General features: G+C 61.7%; 18 protein-coding genes. 15 read left to right on the top strand and 3 right to left on the bottom strand.

The window, feature by feature from the left end; genetic code table 11:
- The first annotated feature begins 3 nt into the window (after window positions 1-3).
- The 12 genes from SPHINGO391_RS01520 to ugpC all read left to right on the top strand — a co-directional run bounded on the left by SPHINGO391_RS01520 (window position 4) and on the right by ugpC (window position 12,594).
- Complete coding sequence (locus SPHINGO391_RS01520; RefSeq protein ID WP_023515930.1) at window positions 4-975, top strand: amino acid ABC transporter permease; 972 nt, start codon at window positions 4-6, stop codon at window positions 973-975.
- A gap of 7 nt (window positions 976-982) precedes the next feature.
- The gene (locus tag SPHINGO391_RS01515) at window positions 983-1,876 is read left to right on the top strand and encodes a DMT family transporter (protein ID WP_023515931.1); all 894 of its coding nucleotides are present in this window, start codon (window positions 983-985) and stop codon (window positions 1,874-1,876) included.
- Between the two features lie 166 nt (window positions 1,877-2,042).
- The gene (locus SPHINGO391_RS01510) at window positions 2,043-2,774 is read left to right on the top strand and encodes a GntR family transcriptional regulator (protein ID WP_023515932.1); all 732 of its coding nucleotides are present in this window, start codon (window positions 2,043-2,045) and stop codon (window positions 2,772-2,774) included.
- Window positions 2,775-2,914: 140 nt separating this feature from the next.
- Window positions 2,915-3,907: a LacI family DNA-binding transcriptional regulator gene (locus SPHINGO391_RS01505; RefSeq protein WP_244615077.1), complete on the top strand. Its 993-nt coding sequence runs from the start codon at window positions 2,915-2,917 to the stop codon at window positions 3,905-3,907.
- A 165-nt stretch (window positions 3,908-4,072) separates the two neighbouring features.
- Window positions 4,073-5,086, top strand: a complete 1,014-nt coding sequence (locus tag SPHINGO391_RS01500; protein WP_023515934.1) for an SIS domain-containing protein — start codon at window positions 4,073-4,075, stop codon at window positions 5,084-5,086.
- A 79-nt stretch (window positions 5,087-5,165) separates the two neighbouring features.
- Window positions 5,166-6,491, top strand: a complete 1,326-nt coding sequence (locus SPHINGO391_RS01495; RefSeq protein WP_023515935.1) for an extracellular solute-binding protein — start codon at window positions 5,166-5,168, stop codon at window positions 6,489-6,491.
- A 13-nt stretch (window positions 6,492-6,504) separates the two neighbouring features.
- Window positions 6,505-7,470 (top strand): sugar ABC transporter permease, encoded by a 966-nt coding sequence (locus SPHINGO391_RS01490; protein ID WP_023515936.1) that lies wholly within the window; start codon window positions 6,505-6,507, stop codon window positions 7,468-7,470.
- Window positions 7,467-8,327, top strand: a complete 861-nt coding sequence (locus SPHINGO391_RS01485; RefSeq protein ID WP_023515937.1) for a carbohydrate ABC transporter permease — start codon at window positions 7,467-7,469, stop codon at window positions 8,325-8,327. Before SPHINGO391_RS01490 ends, SPHINGO391_RS01485 begins: the two co-directional genes overlap by 4 nt.
- 10 nt (window positions 8,328-8,337) lie before the next feature.
- Entirely contained in the window at window positions 8,338-9,183 is an 846-nt protein-coding gene (locus SPHINGO391_RS01480; RefSeq protein ID WP_023515938.1) for a sugar phosphate isomerase/epimerase family protein, read from the top strand.
- Window positions 9,180-10,049, top strand: coding sequence for a PfkB family carbohydrate kinase (locus SPHINGO391_RS01475; RefSeq protein ID WP_023515939.1), 870 nt, complete (start codon window positions 9,180-9,182; stop codon window positions 10,047-10,049). Before SPHINGO391_RS01480 ends, SPHINGO391_RS01475 begins: the two co-directional genes overlap by 4 nt.
- On the top strand, window positions 10,046-11,449 hold the full coding sequence (locus SPHINGO391_RS01470; RefSeq protein WP_023515940.1) for an FAD-binding oxidoreductase: 1,404 nt from the start codon (window positions 10,046-10,048) through the stop codon (window positions 11,447-11,449). The genes SPHINGO391_RS01475 and SPHINGO391_RS01470 overlap by 4 nt, the downstream gene beginning before the upstream one ends.
- Window positions 11,450-11,487: 38 nt before the next feature.
- Complete coding sequence (gene ugpC, locus SPHINGO391_RS01465; protein WP_023515941.1) at window positions 11,488-12,594, top strand: sn-glycerol-3-phosphate ABC transporter ATP-binding protein UgpC; 1,107 nt, start codon at window positions 11,488-11,490, stop codon at window positions 12,592-12,594.
- A gap of 71 nt (window positions 12,595-12,665) precedes the next feature.
- Here ugpC and SPHINGO391_RS01460 read toward each other — a convergent pair whose 3' ends face one another.
- Window positions 12,666-13,184 (bottom strand): DUF6428 family protein, encoded by a 519-nt coding sequence (locus SPHINGO391_RS01460; RefSeq protein WP_023515942.1) that lies wholly within the window; start codon window positions 13,182-13,184, stop codon window positions 12,666-12,668.
- A gap of 43 nt (window positions 13,185-13,227) precedes the next feature.
- Here SPHINGO391_RS01460 and SPHINGO391_RS01455 point away from each other — a divergent pair, with 43 nt between their 5' ends.
- The 3 genes from SPHINGO391_RS01455 to SPHINGO391_RS01445 all read left to right on the top strand — a co-directional run bounded on the left by SPHINGO391_RS01455 (window position 13,228) and on the right by SPHINGO391_RS01445 (window position 15,688).
- Window positions 13,228-13,596: a metalloregulator ArsR/SmtB family transcription factor gene (locus SPHINGO391_RS01455; protein ID WP_023515943.1), complete on the top strand. Its 369-nt coding sequence runs from the start codon at window positions 13,228-13,230 to the stop codon at window positions 13,594-13,596.
- Window positions 13,544-14,806 carry an arsenite efflux MFS transporter ArsK gene (gene arsK / locus SPHINGO391_RS01450; protein WP_081870566.1) on the top strand — a complete coding sequence of 421 codons (1,263 nt, stop codon included), beginning with the start codon at window positions 13,544-13,546 and terminating at the stop codon, window positions 14,804-14,806. Before SPHINGO391_RS01455 ends, arsK begins: the two co-directional genes overlap by 53 nt.
- A 75-nt stretch (window positions 14,807-14,881) precedes the next feature.
- Entirely contained in the window at window positions 14,882-15,688 is an 807-nt protein-coding gene (locus SPHINGO391_RS01445; protein ID WP_023515945.1) for a sulfite exporter TauE/SafE family protein, read from the top strand.
- A gap of 1 nt (window position 15,689) precedes the next feature.
- Here SPHINGO391_RS01445 and arsH read toward each other — a convergent pair whose 3' ends face one another.
- Both arsH and arsC read right to left on the bottom strand, forming a co-directional pair.
- The gene (gene arsH, locus SPHINGO391_RS01440) at window positions 15,690-16,418 is read right to left on the bottom strand and encodes an arsenical resistance protein ArsH (protein WP_024270372.1); all 729 of its coding nucleotides are present in this window, start codon (window positions 16,416-16,418) and stop codon (window positions 15,690-15,692) included.
- Window positions 16,393-16,815 carry an arsenate reductase (glutaredoxin) gene (gene arsC, locus SPHINGO391_RS01435; RefSeq protein ID WP_023515947.1) on the bottom strand — a complete coding sequence of 141 codons (423 nt, stop codon included), beginning with the start codon at window positions 16,813-16,815 and terminating at the stop codon, window positions 16,393-16,395. Before arsC ends, arsH begins: the two co-directional genes overlap by 26 nt.

The following is a 16,815-nucleotide window of genomic DNA, read 5'->3' as shown; positions in this document are numbered from 1 at the left end:
AACATGATTGGCCGATTGATACTCACCTATCCCGAAGCATCGCGCAGGGTCGGCGGCCTGCTTGTCCTCGTCGTCGTCGCGGCAGTGCTTTATTCCATCGGCGTCAGCTCCGCATGGATCGGCCGTATCCTGCCGTCCTCGGTCGATTGGCTGAAGGAGAACCAGGTCGTCGGCCGCATCGTCTCATCGGTGCTGATCGCGCTCATCTTCGCGGCGAACTGGAAGGCGCTGCGCCAGCTGCCGCGCCGCTGGCAGGTGGTTGGCGTCTGGGTCGAGCTCTTCGTGCTCCTGATGCTATTCTTCTATTCCTTCGATCTCTCCTTCGCCTTCATCGCCAAGAAGATCGGCTTCCTCATCACGCAGGGTGTGACGACGACGCTCTATATTTCCGCGATCTCCATCATTATCGCGACCATCATCGCCCTTGCCGGCGCCATCGCCAAACTCTCCAACAACGGCGTCATCTACGGCCTTGCGACCTTCTATACGTCGCTCTTTCGTGGCCTGCCGCTGCTCATGCAGATCTACATCATCTATCTCGGCCTGCCACAGGTCGGCTACGTGATCGGCGCCGTGCCGGCCGGAATCCTGGCGCTGTCGCTTTGTTATGGCGCCTATATGACGGAAATCTTCCGGGCCGGCATCCAGAGCATCAATCGCGGCCAGACGGAGGGTGCGACCGCCCTCGGCCTCAGCCCGGCGCAGACCATGGCGCTCGTCATCCTGCCGCAGGCCATGCGCGTCATCATCCCGCCGACCGGCAATCAGTTCATCGCCATGCTGAAGGATTCCTCGCTCGTCTCCGTGGTGGGCGTCTGGGAAATCATGTATCTTGCCCGCACCCAGGGCCAGACCGAATTCCGTCATATCGAAATGCTGATAACCGCTTCCATGATCTACTGGATTCTGTCGATCTGCCTCGAATATGCGCAGGCCCGCATCGAGGAAAGGTTCGGCCGTTTCAATGTCCGCTGAGGCATCCGTGATTGAAGAGGGCGGCGCGCCAGTCGTGCCGTCCAACGGCCGGGGCGCGGTGCTCGTTCTCCTTGCCTTTTTCGTGTTTTCGGCAACCGACGCCATCGTCAAGATCATGGCGGGCACGATACCGGCGCCGCAGGTGACGTTTTTCATCACCGTCGCGGCGCTTGTCCTGCTTCTGGGACATGCCATTGCCACGGGGCGTCTTCACCGTCTGGTGCCGCGCCAGCCGTCGCTCGCCTTCTGGCGGGCCCTTCTGCTCGCGGTCGATACGCTGCTGATCCACTACGCCTTCGCCACGCTGCCGATGGCCGAGGCCTATCTGATCGCCTTCCTGACGCCGATCCTTGTCGCCATGCTGAGCTTCGTCTTTCTGGGCGAGCGGCTGTCGCGCATCGGCTGGCTGGGTGTGCTGGTCGGTTTTGCCGGGGTTGCCGTGGCGCTGAAGCCCGGTGCCGCGCCGCTCAATCTCGGCCATCTTGCAGCATTCGCTTCTGCGGTGTTCTTCGCGCTGTCGCTGATCCTGCTGCGCCGGGCCAAGATGGCGGAAACGCACGCGGCGCTGGTGGCGAGCCTGCTCATCGTCATGACGCCCGTTGCGCTGGCCGTTGCAGCCGTTGCGACCGATATGGTGCCGCTCGAGCTCCCCGATTACGGACTCTCGCTGGCGGGCGGCGCACTCATGCTGGGCGGCCACGCGCTGCTGGTGCGCGCGTTCCGGGTCGGCGAAGCCTCGGTCGTGGCCCCGTTCCAGTACAGCCAGATCATCTGGGGCTGTCTCTATGGTGTTCTCCTCTTCGCAACGCCCGTTGAACCGCACACGGTGCTCGGTGCCGCGATCATCATCCTGTCGGGCTGGCTCGTCCTGAGGGGATCTTCCGAGCGGCTGGGCGCATGAGGTGACCGTGGGACACGGTTGTAAGATGACGATGTCCAATGTCCGTCCGCCCCCGCGGAGATTCCGGGGCGTTTCATGGGTGCGGAGCGGCGCTGCGCGCCGCACTTGACCCTGCCGGATTTGTCAGACAAGGAAGGCGCGATACCATGAATGAGGAGGCATCCCGGTGGAGGAACCCCTTCGCGATTCCCGCACCATCGCCGTTCAGTTGAGGGACAGGATCGCCGATCTCATACGCGACGAGGGGCTCAGGCCGGGCGACAGGCTGCCGACCGAAGCGCAATTGACGCAAAGGTTCAAGATTTCCCGGCCGGCATTGCGCGAAGCCCTGAAACTACTCGAGCAGGACGATGTGATCAATGTCGAGCACGGACGCGGCCGTTTCGTCTCTGCTTTGACTGCCGTGCAGGTCGACCGTCCGATCACCGTGTTCGAGAGCGTGACGGACATGGTTCGCCATTACGGCTACAGCACGGTCAACAAGGTGGTTTCCATTTCGGAGGAAACACCGGATACACGCGTTGCAGAGAGCCTGAGGCTTGCCCCGGGCGACCGGGTGATCCGCATCGAGCGCATCCGCCTGCACCAGGACGAGCCCATCCTCTACTGCATAGATTACATGCCCCGCAGCCTCATCGCAGGACGCCTCTATGATATCGACTGGAGCGGCTCCCTGATGCAGCTCATGGAGGAATACGGCAATCGCCCCCGGATGTCGGCGGCGAGCGTTTCCGCCGTCTTGCTGCCGGTCGAGGTGGTGGACCGGCATGGCCTGAAGGACTTCGGCCCGGCCTTGCTCATCACCGAAACCTGTTTCAACGCCGCCGGAGCGCCGGTCAACTATGCCCTCGACTATCATCGCGGCAGCCATTTCTCCTTCAGCATGGTCCGCAAATGACGCCGCCATCTAGGGCAGGGAGTGCCGCGCATTCGCATGGCTAGTCGAAGCGATCGCCCGACGCTACAAGGGGACCGTGACGCGTTCTGCTTGTGCGATTGAAGGGTGACATGGTTCGCAAACCGGCGACTTTGAAGGATGTGGCGGCGCTCGCCAATGTGTCGCGCGCGACGGCCGCCCGGGCTCTAAACAGTTACGGCTATGTTGGCGACGAGACCGCCCAGAAGGTTCAGGCGGCGGCGGAAAAGCTGGGATATCGTGGCAATCGCCTGGCGCAGGCGCTGCGCAACGGTCAATTGCCGATCGTCGGCTGTATCCTCGGGGATATCCAGAATCCGTTCTTCGCTCGGATCGCCCATGATATCGAGGCTCTTGCACGCGAATGCGGGCACAACCTCGTGATCGGCAGCAGCGAGGAGGAGTTGGACCAGGAGATTTCGCTTCTGTCGAGCCTGCGCTCACTGTCGATACGCGGCTTCATCGTGGCGCCGACCTCAGCGACGAACAACGCCCACCTTCAAAGCCTGAACCTCGAAAACGTGCCTCTCGTCCTGATCGACCGTGTCGCCGAGGACATCGAGTGCGACCATGTGGTCGTGGATAATGAGGGCGGCGCGCGCAAGGCGGCGGAATATCTCATCGCCATGGGCCATCGCCGCATCGGCCTCTTGCAGGACGACATGCGCATCTTCACCTCGCGCGAGCGCATGACCGGCTACCGGACCGCACTTGCTGCCGGCGGCATCGCACCGGACGACCGGCTGATCGCCGTTTCGCAATCCACGGTGGAGCACGCCGTCGACGCGACAATACGCCTCTTCAGTCAGAAGATGCCACCGACGGCACTCTTCACGGTCGACAGCCTGATGACACAAGGCGCTCTTCTTGCCTTCCGTTCGATGGGAATCTCCATTCCACACGACGTCTCGCTGATCGGTTTCGACGACTTCAATCTGGCGACATTTACCGATCCGCAGATCACCGTCGTCTCGCAGCCGGTCTCGGAAATCGGGCGTGCGGCGGCGCGGCTTTTGTTCGACCGGCTCTCCGGAAAAGACCATCCGCCGGAAAAAATCCTTTTTGAAACCAAGCTGATAGTCCGTGGCTCCGTCAGCCGGAGCATTGCTGGCTGAACGGCAAGTACAGTCCCACATAATTTTATGCCGCCCCACTTGCCAGCACGGAAGTCTTGTGCGCTAAATATGTGTGAGATCGATCTCACATTGTTTCAACGATCATTTGCGTGACGACGCTGGCGTACAGCGAAGCGATCGGAAACGCAAAACGGGAAGGTTCAAATGCTCAATTTCGACAGGGATCGCTTTGTAAAGATCCAAAGCGGCGCGGTTGCAATCGCCAAGGACGTGCGTGTCCTGATGCGTGAACTGCTGGACGGCGGTCTGGAACGTATCTTCTTCATGGGGACCGGTGGCGTGCAATTTCTGACCCAGCCGGCCATCGAGCTTGCACGCAACGCAACGCTCTTCCCGATTTCGGCCGCCTATTCCGCACAGGTCGTTCTGGAGCCGCCGGCAGGCCTCGACGACAAGGCGCTGGTCGTGCTGCCGTCGCTCTCCGGCACCACCAAGGAGAGCGTGCAGCTTCTCGCCTTCCTGAAGGAACGTGGCGTGAAGACGCTGTCGCTCACCGGCCACAAGGATACGCCGCTCGGCCGTGACGCCGATCACAACTTCACCAACTTCGCCGAGGACGATACCTCTTCGGAATCCTTCTATCTCCAGACCCTGCTCATCGTGCTCGCCCTGCTGGCCGAGCGCGGCGAATACGCCGATTTCGATGCGACGGTCGGCGAACTGGCGCTGCTGCCGGAACTGTTGGTTTCGGTGAAGGAAGGCTACGAGGCCGAGGCCGCCGCGCTCGCCCGGGAAATCAAGGACGAGACCTACCACATCTTTACCGGCGCAGGCTCGGTCTGGCCGGAAGCGCACTACTACGGCATGTGCATTCTGGAGGAGATGCAATGGATCCGCACCCGCCCCGTGCAGGCATCCGACTTCTTCCACGGAACGCTGGAGCTGGTGGAGCCGGGCGTCAGCCTCTTCGTCTTCAAGGGCGAGGATGCCTTCCGCCCACTGACGGACCGCGTGGAGAATTTCGCCAAGCGCTACACCGACAAGGTGCGCGTTCTCGACGCGGCCTCCGCCAAGCTTCCGGGCGTCTCGGCCAAGACGCGCAGCCTCATCTCGCCGATCGTCCTGGCGACCATGCTGGAGCGCCTGAGCGCCCATCTGGAAGTGCTGCGCGATCACCCGCTGACCACGCGCCGCTACTACAAGCGTGTCGAATACTGAGATCTTCCGGTCCGGCGGCGACGCCGGACCGGTTGCCTGACGCATGCTGACGTAACGAAAACAAGAGAGGAACTGCGAAATGAAAGCCAATACGTTCTTGAGCACGACCAGCCTTGCGGCCATCGCGACCGCCGCCTTCGTCATCGGCAGCGTCGGTGCTGCATCTGCGGCCGAGCCGGTCATCGCCGACCCCAATGCGACGGTCGACTATTCGGGCACGGTCAGCGTGCTGACCAAATTCGGTCTGCAACAGCTTTCTCCCTTCTTCGTCGATGCCGCCAGGGACTATGAAAAGCTTCATCCCGGCGTGAAGGTCGAGCTCATCCAGGAGAGCGACGACAGCGTGAAGGGCAAGACCAAGGCGCTCGTCGCCTCCAATTCGCTGCCGGACGTCTACTTCACCTGGACGGGAAGCTGGGGCGAGAATTTCGTGCGCGGAAACCGCGCCGTCGATCTGACCCCGGTCATCGGCCCCGACACCGAATGGGGCAAGACGCTTGCGACCGCTGCCGTCTCCGCCTTCCAGTACAATGGCAAGCTTTACGGCATTCCGCTTTATCTCGACGCCAAGTTCATGGGCTACAACAAGAGCCTGTTCGAAAAGGCGGGCGTCGCCGAGCCCAAGACCTTCGAGGACCTGCTCAGCGCCTGCGCCGCCCTGAAGAAATCCGGTGTCACGCCGGTCTCCTTCGGCAACAAGGAAGGCTGGCCGGGCGTGCATTATGCCGGGCAGCTGCTGGCCTACAACGTGCCTCAGGCGACGCTCGAAAAGGATTTCGTCCCGGCAACGGCCGAATTTGCCGATCCTGGCTATGTCGCCAGCCTGACGCAGTTCAAACAACTCGTCGATGAATGCTCTGATGGCTCCGGCACGAACGGCTCGTCCTATGCCTCGGCTTTGCAGCAGTTCAGCAACGGCAAGTCCGCAATGTACTACCAGGAGATTATCGAGTTCGATCAGGCGACCGCCGAAGGCGCGCTGAAGCGCGATGACTTCGGCTTCTTCAAGCTACCGGTACCGAAGGACGCCAAGGGCGATCCGAAGGCCATCGAAGGGGCGCCGGAAGGCTACATGATCAGTTCGGCCTCCAAGAATATTCCGCTTGCGATCGACTTCATGCGGTTCGTCACTTCAGCGGAAAACGGCAAGGTTCTCTCTGCGCCACCGTACGGCCAGCCGAGCGCGACGGTCGGCGGATATTCAGCGGAAGCCATGAACCCGGCCGTGGTCGATGGCCTCAAGGTTATCGCCGACGCCTCCTACCTTATGCCGTGGCTTGACACCGCCAATCCGCCGCGTGTGGCGGCCGCCTGGCTTTCTGGTCTTCAGGCGTTGATCGGTGGATCGATGACACCCGAAGAGGTCATGGAGCGGGTCAAGGAAGCCGCGGCTTCGTCCAAGTAGGGATCGGCCAAAGATGACAGTCATAAAGCACGAGCAGAAGGGTGAAGCCGTCAAAATCGGCTTCACCGGGCCGGACCGGGCAGAAAACAATCGGTCCGGCCCGCTGGCCGGGATCCCATCGTTTCGATGGGTTCTCGTTGCCTTCGTCCTGATCCTCTGGTTTGTCTATTATCCCATCATCGACAATTTCGTTGTCAGCACGAAGAACCAGGACATCTTCACCGGCGAGACAGCCTTTATCGGGCTGGGCAACTACCGTCGCCTGCAAGGCGATCCGGTGGTCTGGTCAGCGATCGTCAACAACGCGCTTTATGCTGTCATCTCCGTCATTTTCCAGGTTCTCGGTGCTTTCGTGCTGGCCGCGTTGATCGAAGGGCTTGCCGAGGAAAAATGGCGTCGCTTCTGGCGTGCCATCTACTTCATACCCTCGGCCATCTCAATCACCGTAACGGGCCTTCTCTTCTATTTCATTTACCAGCCCGATATCGGTCTCCTGGATTCGGCGCTGACTCAGATCGGCTTGGCGAATTGGTCGCGCGCCTGGCTCGGCGAAGAGGGAACCGCGATCTACGCCATCATCGCGATGAGCCAGTGGCAGGGCTTCGGTTATTCAACACTGCTTTTCGCCATAGCGATCCAAAAGATTCCACGCGAGCTCTACGATGCGGCGATCATGGACGGGGCGGGGACCTGGCGACGGCTTTGGAATATCACCTTCCCGCTGACCCGCGAAATGACCGGCCTCATGGTGATCGTCACCGTCACCGGTGCGTTCCAGGTGTTCAACGAGGTCATGGTGATGACCGGCGGCGGGCCGAACAACAGCAGCCAGGTGCTGGGCACGTGGCTCTATCAGCAGGGCTTCATCGAAAACGACTTCGGTTACGGCGCAGCGATCGCATCGGTGATCTTCGTCATCACGCTCCTGACCGGCTTCGCGCAGCTCTGGTACACGAAAAGACGGAGGGTCGAGCTGTGAGCCTCGCCTATGACACCCGGGAAACCGAGCGCACCGACTTCGTCGCCGTGCTGGCGAAAGTCTGCCTCGTGACCTTCCTCATCAGCCTCGGCATCCTCGTCCTGTATCCGCTGTTCTGGATGGCGCTGAACGGCTTCAAGACCAATGCCGAAATCTTCGGCAATCCCTTCGCGCTGCCGAGCGGTTTCGGCATTGCGAACTACATTTCGGCCTGGAGCCAGGGCATCCGCAACTACATCGCGACGAGCGTCATCGTCACGCTTGCATCGGCCATCTGCACGGTGCTGGTCAGCGCCTGGACGGCGTATGGCCTCACCCGCTCGAAACTGCCGGGAAAACCGTTCTTCGTCGGCATCGTGCTCGGCGGCCTCATGCTCAGCCCGACGGTCGCCGTGATCCCGCTGGTGCGCATGATGCAGGACCTCGGCCTCTACAATACCTACTGGGCGCTCATCATTCTCTACACCGCCTTCCGCATTCCCTTCACGACCTTCCTGATCCGCGCCTATATGCTGGGGCTACCGCGGGACCTCGATGAGGCCGCCGTCATGGACGGCGCCAGCGAAGGCCAGATCTTCTGGAAAGTGACGCTGCCGCTGTGCAAGCCGATCCTGGTCTCCTGCGTCATCCTGCATGTGCTCTTCGCCTGGAACGAATATCTCTTCGCGATGATCTTCACCAGCGGCGCGGATCTGCAGACGCTGCCCGTCGGCCTCACCTCGATCATGGCAAAACACGGCACCAACTACGCGGTCGTCTTCGCCGCCATGACACTCTCGGCACTCCCCATCGTCATCGCCTTCTTTGCCGCCCAGCGCTTCTTCATCCGCGGGCTGGCCGAAGGCATCGGAAAATAGGGCAGGCATTATGTTGAAACGACAACAGCTCATCGGTGCGAACTTCTCCTTCCAGCACCACCCCTTCCGCTGGACCGCCGAAAAACTCAGCGGCATGGGCTTCCAGCGGATGGAGTTCTGGGGTGTCGCCCCGCATCTCGATCTCTTCCACGACAATCGCTCGCGGCTTGCGGAGGTGAGGGCGATCCTTGGCGACAACGGCCTGACGGTCCACTGCTTCACGCCCGAGCAGGTCCTCTATCCGATCAACATCGCATCCGGCGACAGCGCCTATCGCGCGGCGAGCGTCGAGCGTTTCCTGCGCGCAGCGGATATTTGCGCGGAACTTGGTGCGAAGTATCTTTTCCTGACACCGGGCCGCGGCTTCGAATGCGAAAGCCGCGAAACCGCCTGGGGCAATTCGATCCAGTCGATCAACCGGATCGCGGCCCATGCACGCTCGCTTGGCGTCTGCTGCCTGCTGGAGCCCCTTCAGCGCCTCGAAAGCAACATCGTCACCGATGCCGACGCGCTTCAGAGCTTCTGGCGCGCGCTCGACGGCGACGATATCGACATCGTTCTCGATCTCGTCGCCATGGCGACGGCAAACGACAGCATCGACGGCTACTTCGAGCGCTTCGGCAAGCGCATCGCGCATGTGCATATCGTGGATGGAACGCCAGCCGGGCATCTCGCCTGGGGCGACGGCAACCTGCCGCTCGGCGACTATCTCGGACAACTCGGCAGGCAGGGTTTCGCCGGCACGCTGACCTTCGAACCTTTCGGCAACGGTTCCTATGCGCTCGATCCCCTTGCCGCCTGGCGGCGATGCCTCGACGCCATTGCCCCCCATCTCGATGAAGCGGACACAGAATGACGACGGCCAATCCCAACCTGATCGCTGTCGGTGACAATTGCCTCGATGCCTATCTCAGCAAAGGGTTCGTCACCGTCGGCGGCAATGCCCTCAATGTTGCCGTGCAATGGCGGCGGCACGGTTTGCATGCCCGCTATTTCGGCGCGCTGGGGCCGGATGCGGAAGCCGACATCATGCTCGCCGCCATCGAAGAGGTGGGGCTCGACCGCAATGACGTCGAGATCCGCCCCGGCGCATCGGCAGTCACGTTGCTCACGGACGACGCCGGCGAACGGCGCTTCCTTCTTGAATCGCTCGGCGTGGGGGAAAATTACGTTCCGGATGCAGACCGCTACAAGGCGCTACGGCAAGCCGACTGGGTGCATCTCGGCACGAATTCCAGCGAAACGCTCGTCCGCCGGCTCGTCGCCGATGGCGTTCACTTCAGCATCGACGTTTCCACCCGGCATTTCGACCTTTCGCTGCACGACGTGCCGCTGGTCTTCGCCTCCGGCCCGGACGATCCGGCAGAGCCGGTCGAACCGCTGATCGCGCAGTTCAGGGCCGCAGGTGCCCGGCAGGTCGTCGTCACCTGCGGCAAGCGCGGCTCCTTCCACGACGATGGAATCGTGACATCCAGGGCGGGTTCCGTGCCGGTCACCGTCGTCGACACTTGCGGCGCGGGCGACAGTTTCATCGCGACCTTCATCGCGTCGCGGTTCTTCACGGGCCTGCCCGTGCAGGCGGCGCTCGACCTCGCCGCCGAAAGGGCATCGGAAACCTGCACCCATCTCGGCGGCTTCCCGCAGCCCATCCGGGCCATCCCGGACTGGCTGATTGACAAATATGTCGATGTCATCGGCAGCACGGAGAGGGCGGGAACATGAACACCATCACACTGAGGCCGCCCGTCGCGGCGCCAAAGGGCGATCGCTCGTTTTGGCTGCAGAGCATCGCGGCGGATGCCGTCGCGCCACCTTTGCAGGGCAGCGCGGATTGCGACGTTGCCATCGTCGGCGGCGGCTATGCCGGCCTCTGGACCGCGCTCCGGATCAAGGAACAGGCGCCCGAAACCCGCATCACCGTGCTCGAAGCGGATTTCTGCGGTTCCGGTGCCTCGGGTCGCAATGGTGGCCAGGTCCATAGCTGGTTTGCCGAAATCGACATGCTGCACGCGCTTGTCGGCGAAGACGACGCGCTCATGCTGTGCCGGGCAACCGCCGACGCGATCGAGGAATTGAACGGCCTGCAGGCCTCCGGCACCATCGAGATGGACCTGAGGCTCGACGGCTGGCTGTGGACGGCCAGCTCGACCGCCCAGGAAGGCGCCTGGACGGCGGCGACCGAACTTTGCCGCGCGCTCGGCGAGGACCGCTTCCGTCCGCTTCGGCGCGAAGACATCCTGCGTCGCACCGGCTCGGCCGTCTCCTATGTCGGCATTCTGGAGGAAAGGGCAGGGACAGTGCAGCCCGCAAAGCTCGCCATTGGCCTGCGCAGTCTGGCGCTTTCGAGGGGCATCGTCCTTCACGAACGCAGCCCGGTGATAGAGATCGTGCCAGGCCCCCGGCCCGAATTGCGAACCGCGGAGGGAACACTGACCGCCGGCAAGGTGGTGCTCGCCGCAAATGCCTGGCTCTCCGCCATTCCGGAACTGCATCCCTATCTCTATGTGGTCAGCAGCCAGGTCATCGCAACGGCGCCCGCGCCCGATATCCTCGCGCGGATCGGTTGGACGGATGGGGCGTCGATCTGCGACGCACAGCAGCATGTCCTCTATTACCAGCGCACGCCCGAGGGTACGGTGATCTTCGGCCGGGGTACGGGGGGCATCGCCTATGGCGACTGTATCGACGCCCGTTTCAACCGGAGCGGCGACGGCGGCGCGGAGAATATCCGCGAAATGCACCGGGTCTATCCCGAATTGAAGGACGTTCCGGTGCTCCATGACTGGAGCGGCCCGATCGACTGCACGGCGCAGCATCTGCCGGTCTTCGGGCATCTGAAGGACCACGGAAACATCTTCTATGCGATGGGCTTCAACGGCACCGGCATCGCGCAGGCGCCCGTCGCCGGCCGTATCATGGCGAGCCTCGTCCTCGGGCGCGACGACATCTGGAGCCGATGCGGTCTGGTCGGCATCGGCAAGCGCACGAGGCTGCCGTCGGAGCCTCTGCGGTATCTGGGCGCCCGGGTCGTTCGCCGCGCCATCCGGCGCAAGAACGACCTCGAAATTCTCGACAGGAAACCGGGCCCCATCACGCGGTTCCTGGCCGGGCTCGCGCCCTGACGACATGTGCTTTTGAAATCGAACAACGGAATGGAACGATGGCCGATCTGTCGCTGAGAAATATCCGCAAGGCCTATAGTGGACTGGAAGTCCTGCACGGGATCGATCTGGAGATAAAGTCGGGCGAGTTCATCGTCTTTGTCGGTCCCTCGGGCTGCGGGAAATCCACCCTGTTGCGCTCGATCGCCGGCCTGGAAACGATTACGTCCGGTGATCTTGTCATTGACGGTGCGCGGATGAACGCCGTCGCGCCATCCAAGCGGGGCATCTCCATGGTGTTCCAGTCTTATGCACTCTACCCGCATATGACCGTCTACGAGAACATGGCTTTCGGGCTGCGCATCGCGGGAACGCAGAAAGCGGAGATCGATACGCGGGTGCGCAAAGCAGCCGAAATCCTTCAGCTCGACAAATACCTGCAACGGCTGCCAAAGGCACTTTCCGGCGGGCAGCGACAGCGTGTGGCAATCGGTCGTGCCATCGTCCGCAATCCACGGGTGTTCCTGTTCGATGAACCGCTTTCCAATCTGGATGCTGCGTTGCGCGTCGCCACCCGCATCGAGATCGCCAAGCTAAAGCAAAGCATGCCCGACGTGACGATGATCTACGTCACCCATGACCAGGTCGAGGCGATGACGCTGGCGGACCGCATCGTCGTCTTTAAGGATGGCCACATCGAACAGGTCGGCAGGCCGACCGACCTCTACCGCAAGCCGGCAAACCTTTTCGTCGCTCAGTTCATTGGCTCACCGGCAATGAACATCTTGAAGGGCACGGTGGTCGAGCGAACGGGGACATCGGCGCGCTGCCGGCTCGATTGCGGGCTCACGCTTGAACTGACTGTCGAGCCCGGTAGGCTGAATAAAGGGGAGGCCGTCAGGATTGGCATTCGCCCGGAAAACACGCGGGTCGTTGCCGGCGTCGCAAACGATCCGACCTTCACGGGAACCATCGATCTCATCGAACATCTCGGCGAGGTGCAAATCCTCTATCTGGACCTGCCCGGCACCAGCGACAAATTCCTGGTCAAGGTGGATGGAGAGAGCGCGTTCGCGCGCCTGCAGGACATTTCTTTTTCCGTACGCGGGCAGGACATCCGCGTCTTTGACGCGGCCGGCAAAGCCGTCTCGTGCGACATACAGTAGGTTTCGCAGAAGGTTAAAGTTCAGAAAACTCAATGGGGTTGCCCGTTCGATTCGGATCAAGAGCTTGCTTTTCAGGCGCAGCATTTAGAGCCGGTCGTTGCCGGGCCGCAGCAGGAATTTGTTGCTGCAGTCTTCTCTGCTAACCACCGATCACGGGGTTTGCAGCTTGCTGGCCTTGCGGCCAACGTCACCTCGATTTTGTCCTCGGTCATGCGCGGCGAAGATGCGCAGTAGAGGGCCATCGGTCGATTTCCGTCACTAACTTCAAAGGTCAGCTTGGCCGCCGGATCAAGCCGAACGTGATCGGAAACCTTGCGGATGATGGCGGAGAACTTGCCCGCCGGCATGTGGCTCCGGCCGTCCTCATCGATATCCCAGAGCTGGATGAACATTTCTGACCACGCTTCGGGATTGGCGCCACAGTCGAGTGCCGAGAAAGCGCCTGCCTTAACCTCGGTGACATGGTAGCCCGCCTTCACCGTATGCCCTTCATACAGAAACACCAGCGGCGCTTCGGGCGCGGCCGCCAGCCCATCGAGAAGCTGGCCAAGCGTGACATCGGAGGAAAGGGCCTTGTCGATTGCGGTCATGTGCGCTACTCCTATTATTCAATGATTCAAGGATTATTGAAATATGGACGAGCGTCAAGCCCTCACGTCATTCGCAGCCCTGTCACAGGAAACCCGCCTCGCCATTGTCCGAACGCTCGTCGTCGCCGGACCTGACGGACTTGCCGCTGGCCTGATCGCCGAACGCATGGGCGTCTCGCCCTCGAACGTGTCCTTCCATCTGAAGGAGCTTGAGCGATCGGGCCTGATTGCGCAGCGACGGGAATCCCGCTCGATCGTCTATAGCGCCAGCTACGATGCGCTGGCCGATCTCGTAAAGTTCCTCATGGAGGACTGCTGCGCCGGTCATCCGATGATCCGCGAGGGTGTGCAGCGGTCCGATGGCTGCTGCAAGACGGACGCTACTCGGAGCGAGGGCGACATCGTTGCGTAATCCAAACGTTCCTGTTGGCATCGTCGCCGCACTTGGCCTGACCCAGATCATTGGTTACGGCACGCTCTACTATAGCTTCAGCATATTGGCGCCCGGCATGGCGGCGGATCTCGGCATCACCATCGCACAGGTGTTTGCCATCTTCTCCGCGTCACTCTTCGTTGGTGGCCTCTCGGCACCCTATATCGGCCGGCAGATGGATGGCGTCGGCGCATCGACCGTCATGGCGGTTGGCTCGGTGCTGTCCACCCTGACCTTGATCCTCTGCGCGTGGTCGCCATCGGTGGCGATCTTTGCGCTGGCTATCGTCCTGTTGGAGATATCGTCCGGCATGGTCCAGTACCAAGCCGCTTTCGCGGCACTGGTCGAGGCTGATCCCCGGTCCGCATCACGCAGCATCACCTATCTCACCCTGATCGCGGGATTTGCCTCGACGATCTTCTGGCCGATTGCCACGGCGCTGCTCGGCTATCTCTCGTGGCGGGAAATCTACCTCGTCTATGCCGTGCTCAATCTTGCGGTCTGTATGCCCTTCCACGTCTGGATTATGCGGAAGGGAAAGGTGGCTGCGGCCGGCGGACTAAGGCCGATGCGGGAACCTGTCGTCGGGGCCATTCCGCGCGAGCGTCGGCGCGGCGCGGTGATCATCGTGTCGGCTGCATTCGCGCTGATCAGCTTCACCCTTGGCGCGATGCTGGCGCATATGGTGCCGATGCTCGGCACACTCGGCTTCGGAAGTGCCGCCGTCGTCATCGGCTCGCTGTTCGGTCCGGCACAGGTTCTCAGCCGCCTGATCAACATGATCTTCGGAACGCGGCTCGCACCGCCGGGCCTTGCGGTTCTCTCCGCGGCCTTCATGGTGCTGAGCGTCGTCATCCTTGCACTGTCCGGCAACTGGCTCCCCGGCGCGGTCGCCTTCTCGATTTGCCTCGGCCTCGGATCGGGCATCAACAGCATCGCGCAGGGCAGCTTGCCGCTCCACCTGTTCGGCTCGGATGGGTATGGTGCGCTCACTGGCAAGATGGCGGCGGCAAGACTGGCTGCTGGCGCTGCGGCCCCCTTCGCCTTTGCCGCGACGATGGAGCAGTTCGGCATAGGTGCATCACTCGCCTTGAGTGCAGCCCTCGGCTCCATCGGTATTGCGGCATTCGTTGCAGTAGCCTTGTCCGCACGAACGCTTTCTGTCGGAGTCGCGACGGAACGCGGATAGAAATCGTCCGATCTGAGCTTGCCTCTCATATAGGGGCAAGCACTGTGATATCACGGGGCATAACCGAGATACGCCATGACAGATACGACCAACGGACTTCCGGAAACAAAGCTTGTTTCCGCCTTCGCAGGGGGCGGCATCATTGGGGTGTTAGGCGGGTTGATCGGTCTTGGCGGTGCGGAGTTCCGACTTCCGCTGCTGATCGGATTGTTCAACTTCGCTGCTCTCGAAGCGGTAGTTCTCAACAAGGCCATGAGCCTCGTGGTCGTCGCGACCGCATTGCCCTTCCGCGCATCGACCGTTCCATTCGGTGTGATCGCTGATCGCTGGTATATCATCGCCAATCTTCTGGCCGGAAGTTTGGTGGGGGCTTGGGTCGGTGCTTCGTGGGCAACGCGCCTTCGGTCCGAAACCCTCTACAAGGTTATTGCGACCTTGCTCGTGGCAATCGCCGCAGTCTTGCTGCTTGGTCACGACGCCATGGTTGATCAACCGCTCCTTCAGGGATGGGCGCAAATCGCCGCAGGAGTCGGCGCTGGCTTCCTGATCGGGATCGTCGCGTCGCTGCTTGGTGTTGCAGGCGGCGAACTGCTTATTCCAACGCTGATTTTGCTGTTTGGCGCGGATATCAAGCTTGCAGGTAGCCTCTCGCTCGCGGTGAGTCTGCCCACGATGATCGTCGGCTTCTCCCGATATAGTTGGGACAAAAGTTTTGCGGTCATTGGCCGCAACAAGACCTTCCTATTCGTGATGGCCGTCGGCTCGGTGGTCGGAGCCTTTGTCGGCGGGCTGCTTCTCGGACTCGTCCCAAGCGCGGTTCTGTTGCCCGCGCTCGCCGCGATTCTCCTGATCTCCGCCGTCAAGGTGTGGCGGCACAGCTAGGTCAGATTGACCGTAGCGATACGCGCCTCTCAAGCTCGTCCGCCTGTTCTTTCCGCTCGCTGTAGCGGTCGGTGAGATAGGCGGAAGCATCGCGCGTAAGAATGGTGAACTTCACCAGCTCCTCGCACACATCCACCACCCGGTCGTAATAGGATGAGGGCTTCATCCGGCCATCGGCGTCGAACTCCTGATAGGCTTTGGCGACCGAGGATTGGTTCGGGATGGTGATCATCCGCATCCAGCGGCCGAGAATGCGCATCTGGTTCACGGCATTGAAGGACTGGCTACCGCCCGAGACCTCCATAACGGCAAGCGTTTTACCCTGCGTCGGTCGGACCGATCCGACCGAGAGTGGAATCCAGTCGATCTGGGACTTCATGATGCCGGTCATCGCGCCATGGCGTTCCGGGCTCACCCAGACCTGCCCTTCCGACCATTGCGAAAGATCGCGCAGTTCCTGCACCTTCGGATGGCTCACCGGCGCTTCGTCGGGCAGCGGCAGACCCCTTGGATCAAACATGCGAACCTCACATCCGAGCCGTTCGAGCAACCGGCGGGCCTCGAATGCGAGCAGGCGGCTATAGGACACCTCACGCAACGAACCGTAGAGGATCAGGATGCGCGGCTTGTGCGTGGAGAATGCCCGACGCAGGGCGCCGAGATCGGTTGGGTGCAGGTGATCGCCCTGCAATGCGGGAAATGTGTCAGGCAATGCGCTTTCCTTCCTCATCGAGAACCTGTTCACCGTCCTCCTTGAAGAACGGCCCCTTGAAGGTGTCGGGCAGGATGTCGAGCACCGCTTCGGACGGGCGGGCGAGCCGGGTGCCGAGCGGCGTCACGACGAAGGGGCGATTGATCAGGATCGGCGTTGCGATCATCGCGTCGAGCAACTGCTCGTTAGTCAGGTCTGGGTTGTCCAGACCGAGTTCGGCATAAGGCGTGCCTTTCTCGCGAATAGCTTCCCGAACGTTCAAGCCAGCGTCCGCGATCATCGTCGCAAGCTGCTCGCGCGTCGGCGGGTTCAGCAAATACTCAATGACAACAGGTTCGATGCCGGCAGCGCGGATCAGCGCCAGCGTGTTGCGGGACGTCCCGCAGGCGGGGTTGTGATAGATGATCGCATCCAT

Source organism: Hoeflea sp. EC-HK425 (assembly GCF_902498795.1).
In the GTDB taxonomy this organism is placed as follows: Bacteria; Pseudomonadota; Alphaproteobacteria; order Rhizobiales; family Rhizobiaceae; genus Hoeflea; species Hoeflea alexandrii.
The sequence above is the reverse complement of the archived record's forward strand: the minus strand, read 5'-3'. Positions and strand labels throughout refer to the sequence as shown.

Excerpts from the sequence above, each read along its gene's own strand:
- SPHINGO391_RS01520 (WP_023515930.1), top strand. The coding sequence starts at position 4 with ATGATTGGCCGATTGATACTCACCTATCCCGAAGCATCGCGCAGGGTC.
- SPHINGO391_RS01500 (WP_023515934.1), top strand. The coding sequence starts at position 4,073 with ATGCTCAATTTCGACAGGGATCGCTTTGTAAAGATCCAAAGCGGCGCG.
- SPHINGO391_RS01495 (WP_023515935.1), top strand. The coding sequence starts at position 5,166 with ATGAAAGCCAATACGTTCTTGAGCACGACCAGCCTTGCGGCCATCGCG.
- SPHINGO391_RS01490 (WP_023515936.1), top strand. The coding sequence starts at position 6,505 with ATGACAGTCATAAAGCACGAGCAGAAGGGTGAAGCCGTCAAAATCGGC.
- SPHINGO391_RS01480 (WP_023515938.1), top strand. The coding sequence starts at position 8,338 with ATGTTGAAACGACAACAGCTCATCGGTGCGAACTTCTCCTTCCAGCAC.
- SPHINGO391_RS01475 (WP_023515939.1), top strand. The coding sequence starts at position 9,180 with ATGACGACGGCCAATCCCAACCTGATCGCTGTCGGTGACAATTGCCTC.
- SPHINGO391_RS01470 (WP_023515940.1), top strand. The coding sequence starts at position 10,046 with ATGAACACCATCACACTGAGGCCGCCCGTCGCGGCGCCAAAGGGCGAT.
- ugpC (WP_023515941.1), top strand. The coding sequence starts at position 11,488 with ATGGCCGATCTGTCGCTGAGAAATATCCGCAAGGCCTATAGTGGACTG.
- SPHINGO391_RS01460 (WP_023515942.1), bottom strand. The coding sequence starts at position 13,184 with ATGACCGCAATCGACAAGGCCCTTTCCTCCGATGTCACGCTTGGCCAG.
- SPHINGO391_RS01455 (WP_023515943.1), top strand. The coding sequence starts at position 13,228 with ATGGACGAGCGTCAAGCCCTCACGTCATTCGCAGCCCTGTCACAGGAA.
- arsK (WP_081870566.1), top strand. The coding sequence starts at position 13,544 with ATGGCTGCTGCAAGACGGACGCTACTCGGAGCGAGGGCGACATCGTTG.
- SPHINGO391_RS01445 (WP_023515945.1), top strand. The coding sequence starts at position 14,882 with ATGACAGATACGACCAACGGACTTCCGGAAACAAAGCTTGTTTCCGCC.
- arsH (WP_024270372.1), bottom strand. The coding sequence starts at position 16,418 with ATGAGGAAGGAAAGCGCATTGCCTGACACATTTCCCGCATTGCAGGGC.
- arsC (WP_023515947.1), bottom strand. The coding sequence starts at position 16,815 with ATGGATGCGATCATCTATCACAACCCCGCCTGCGGGACGTCCCGCAAC.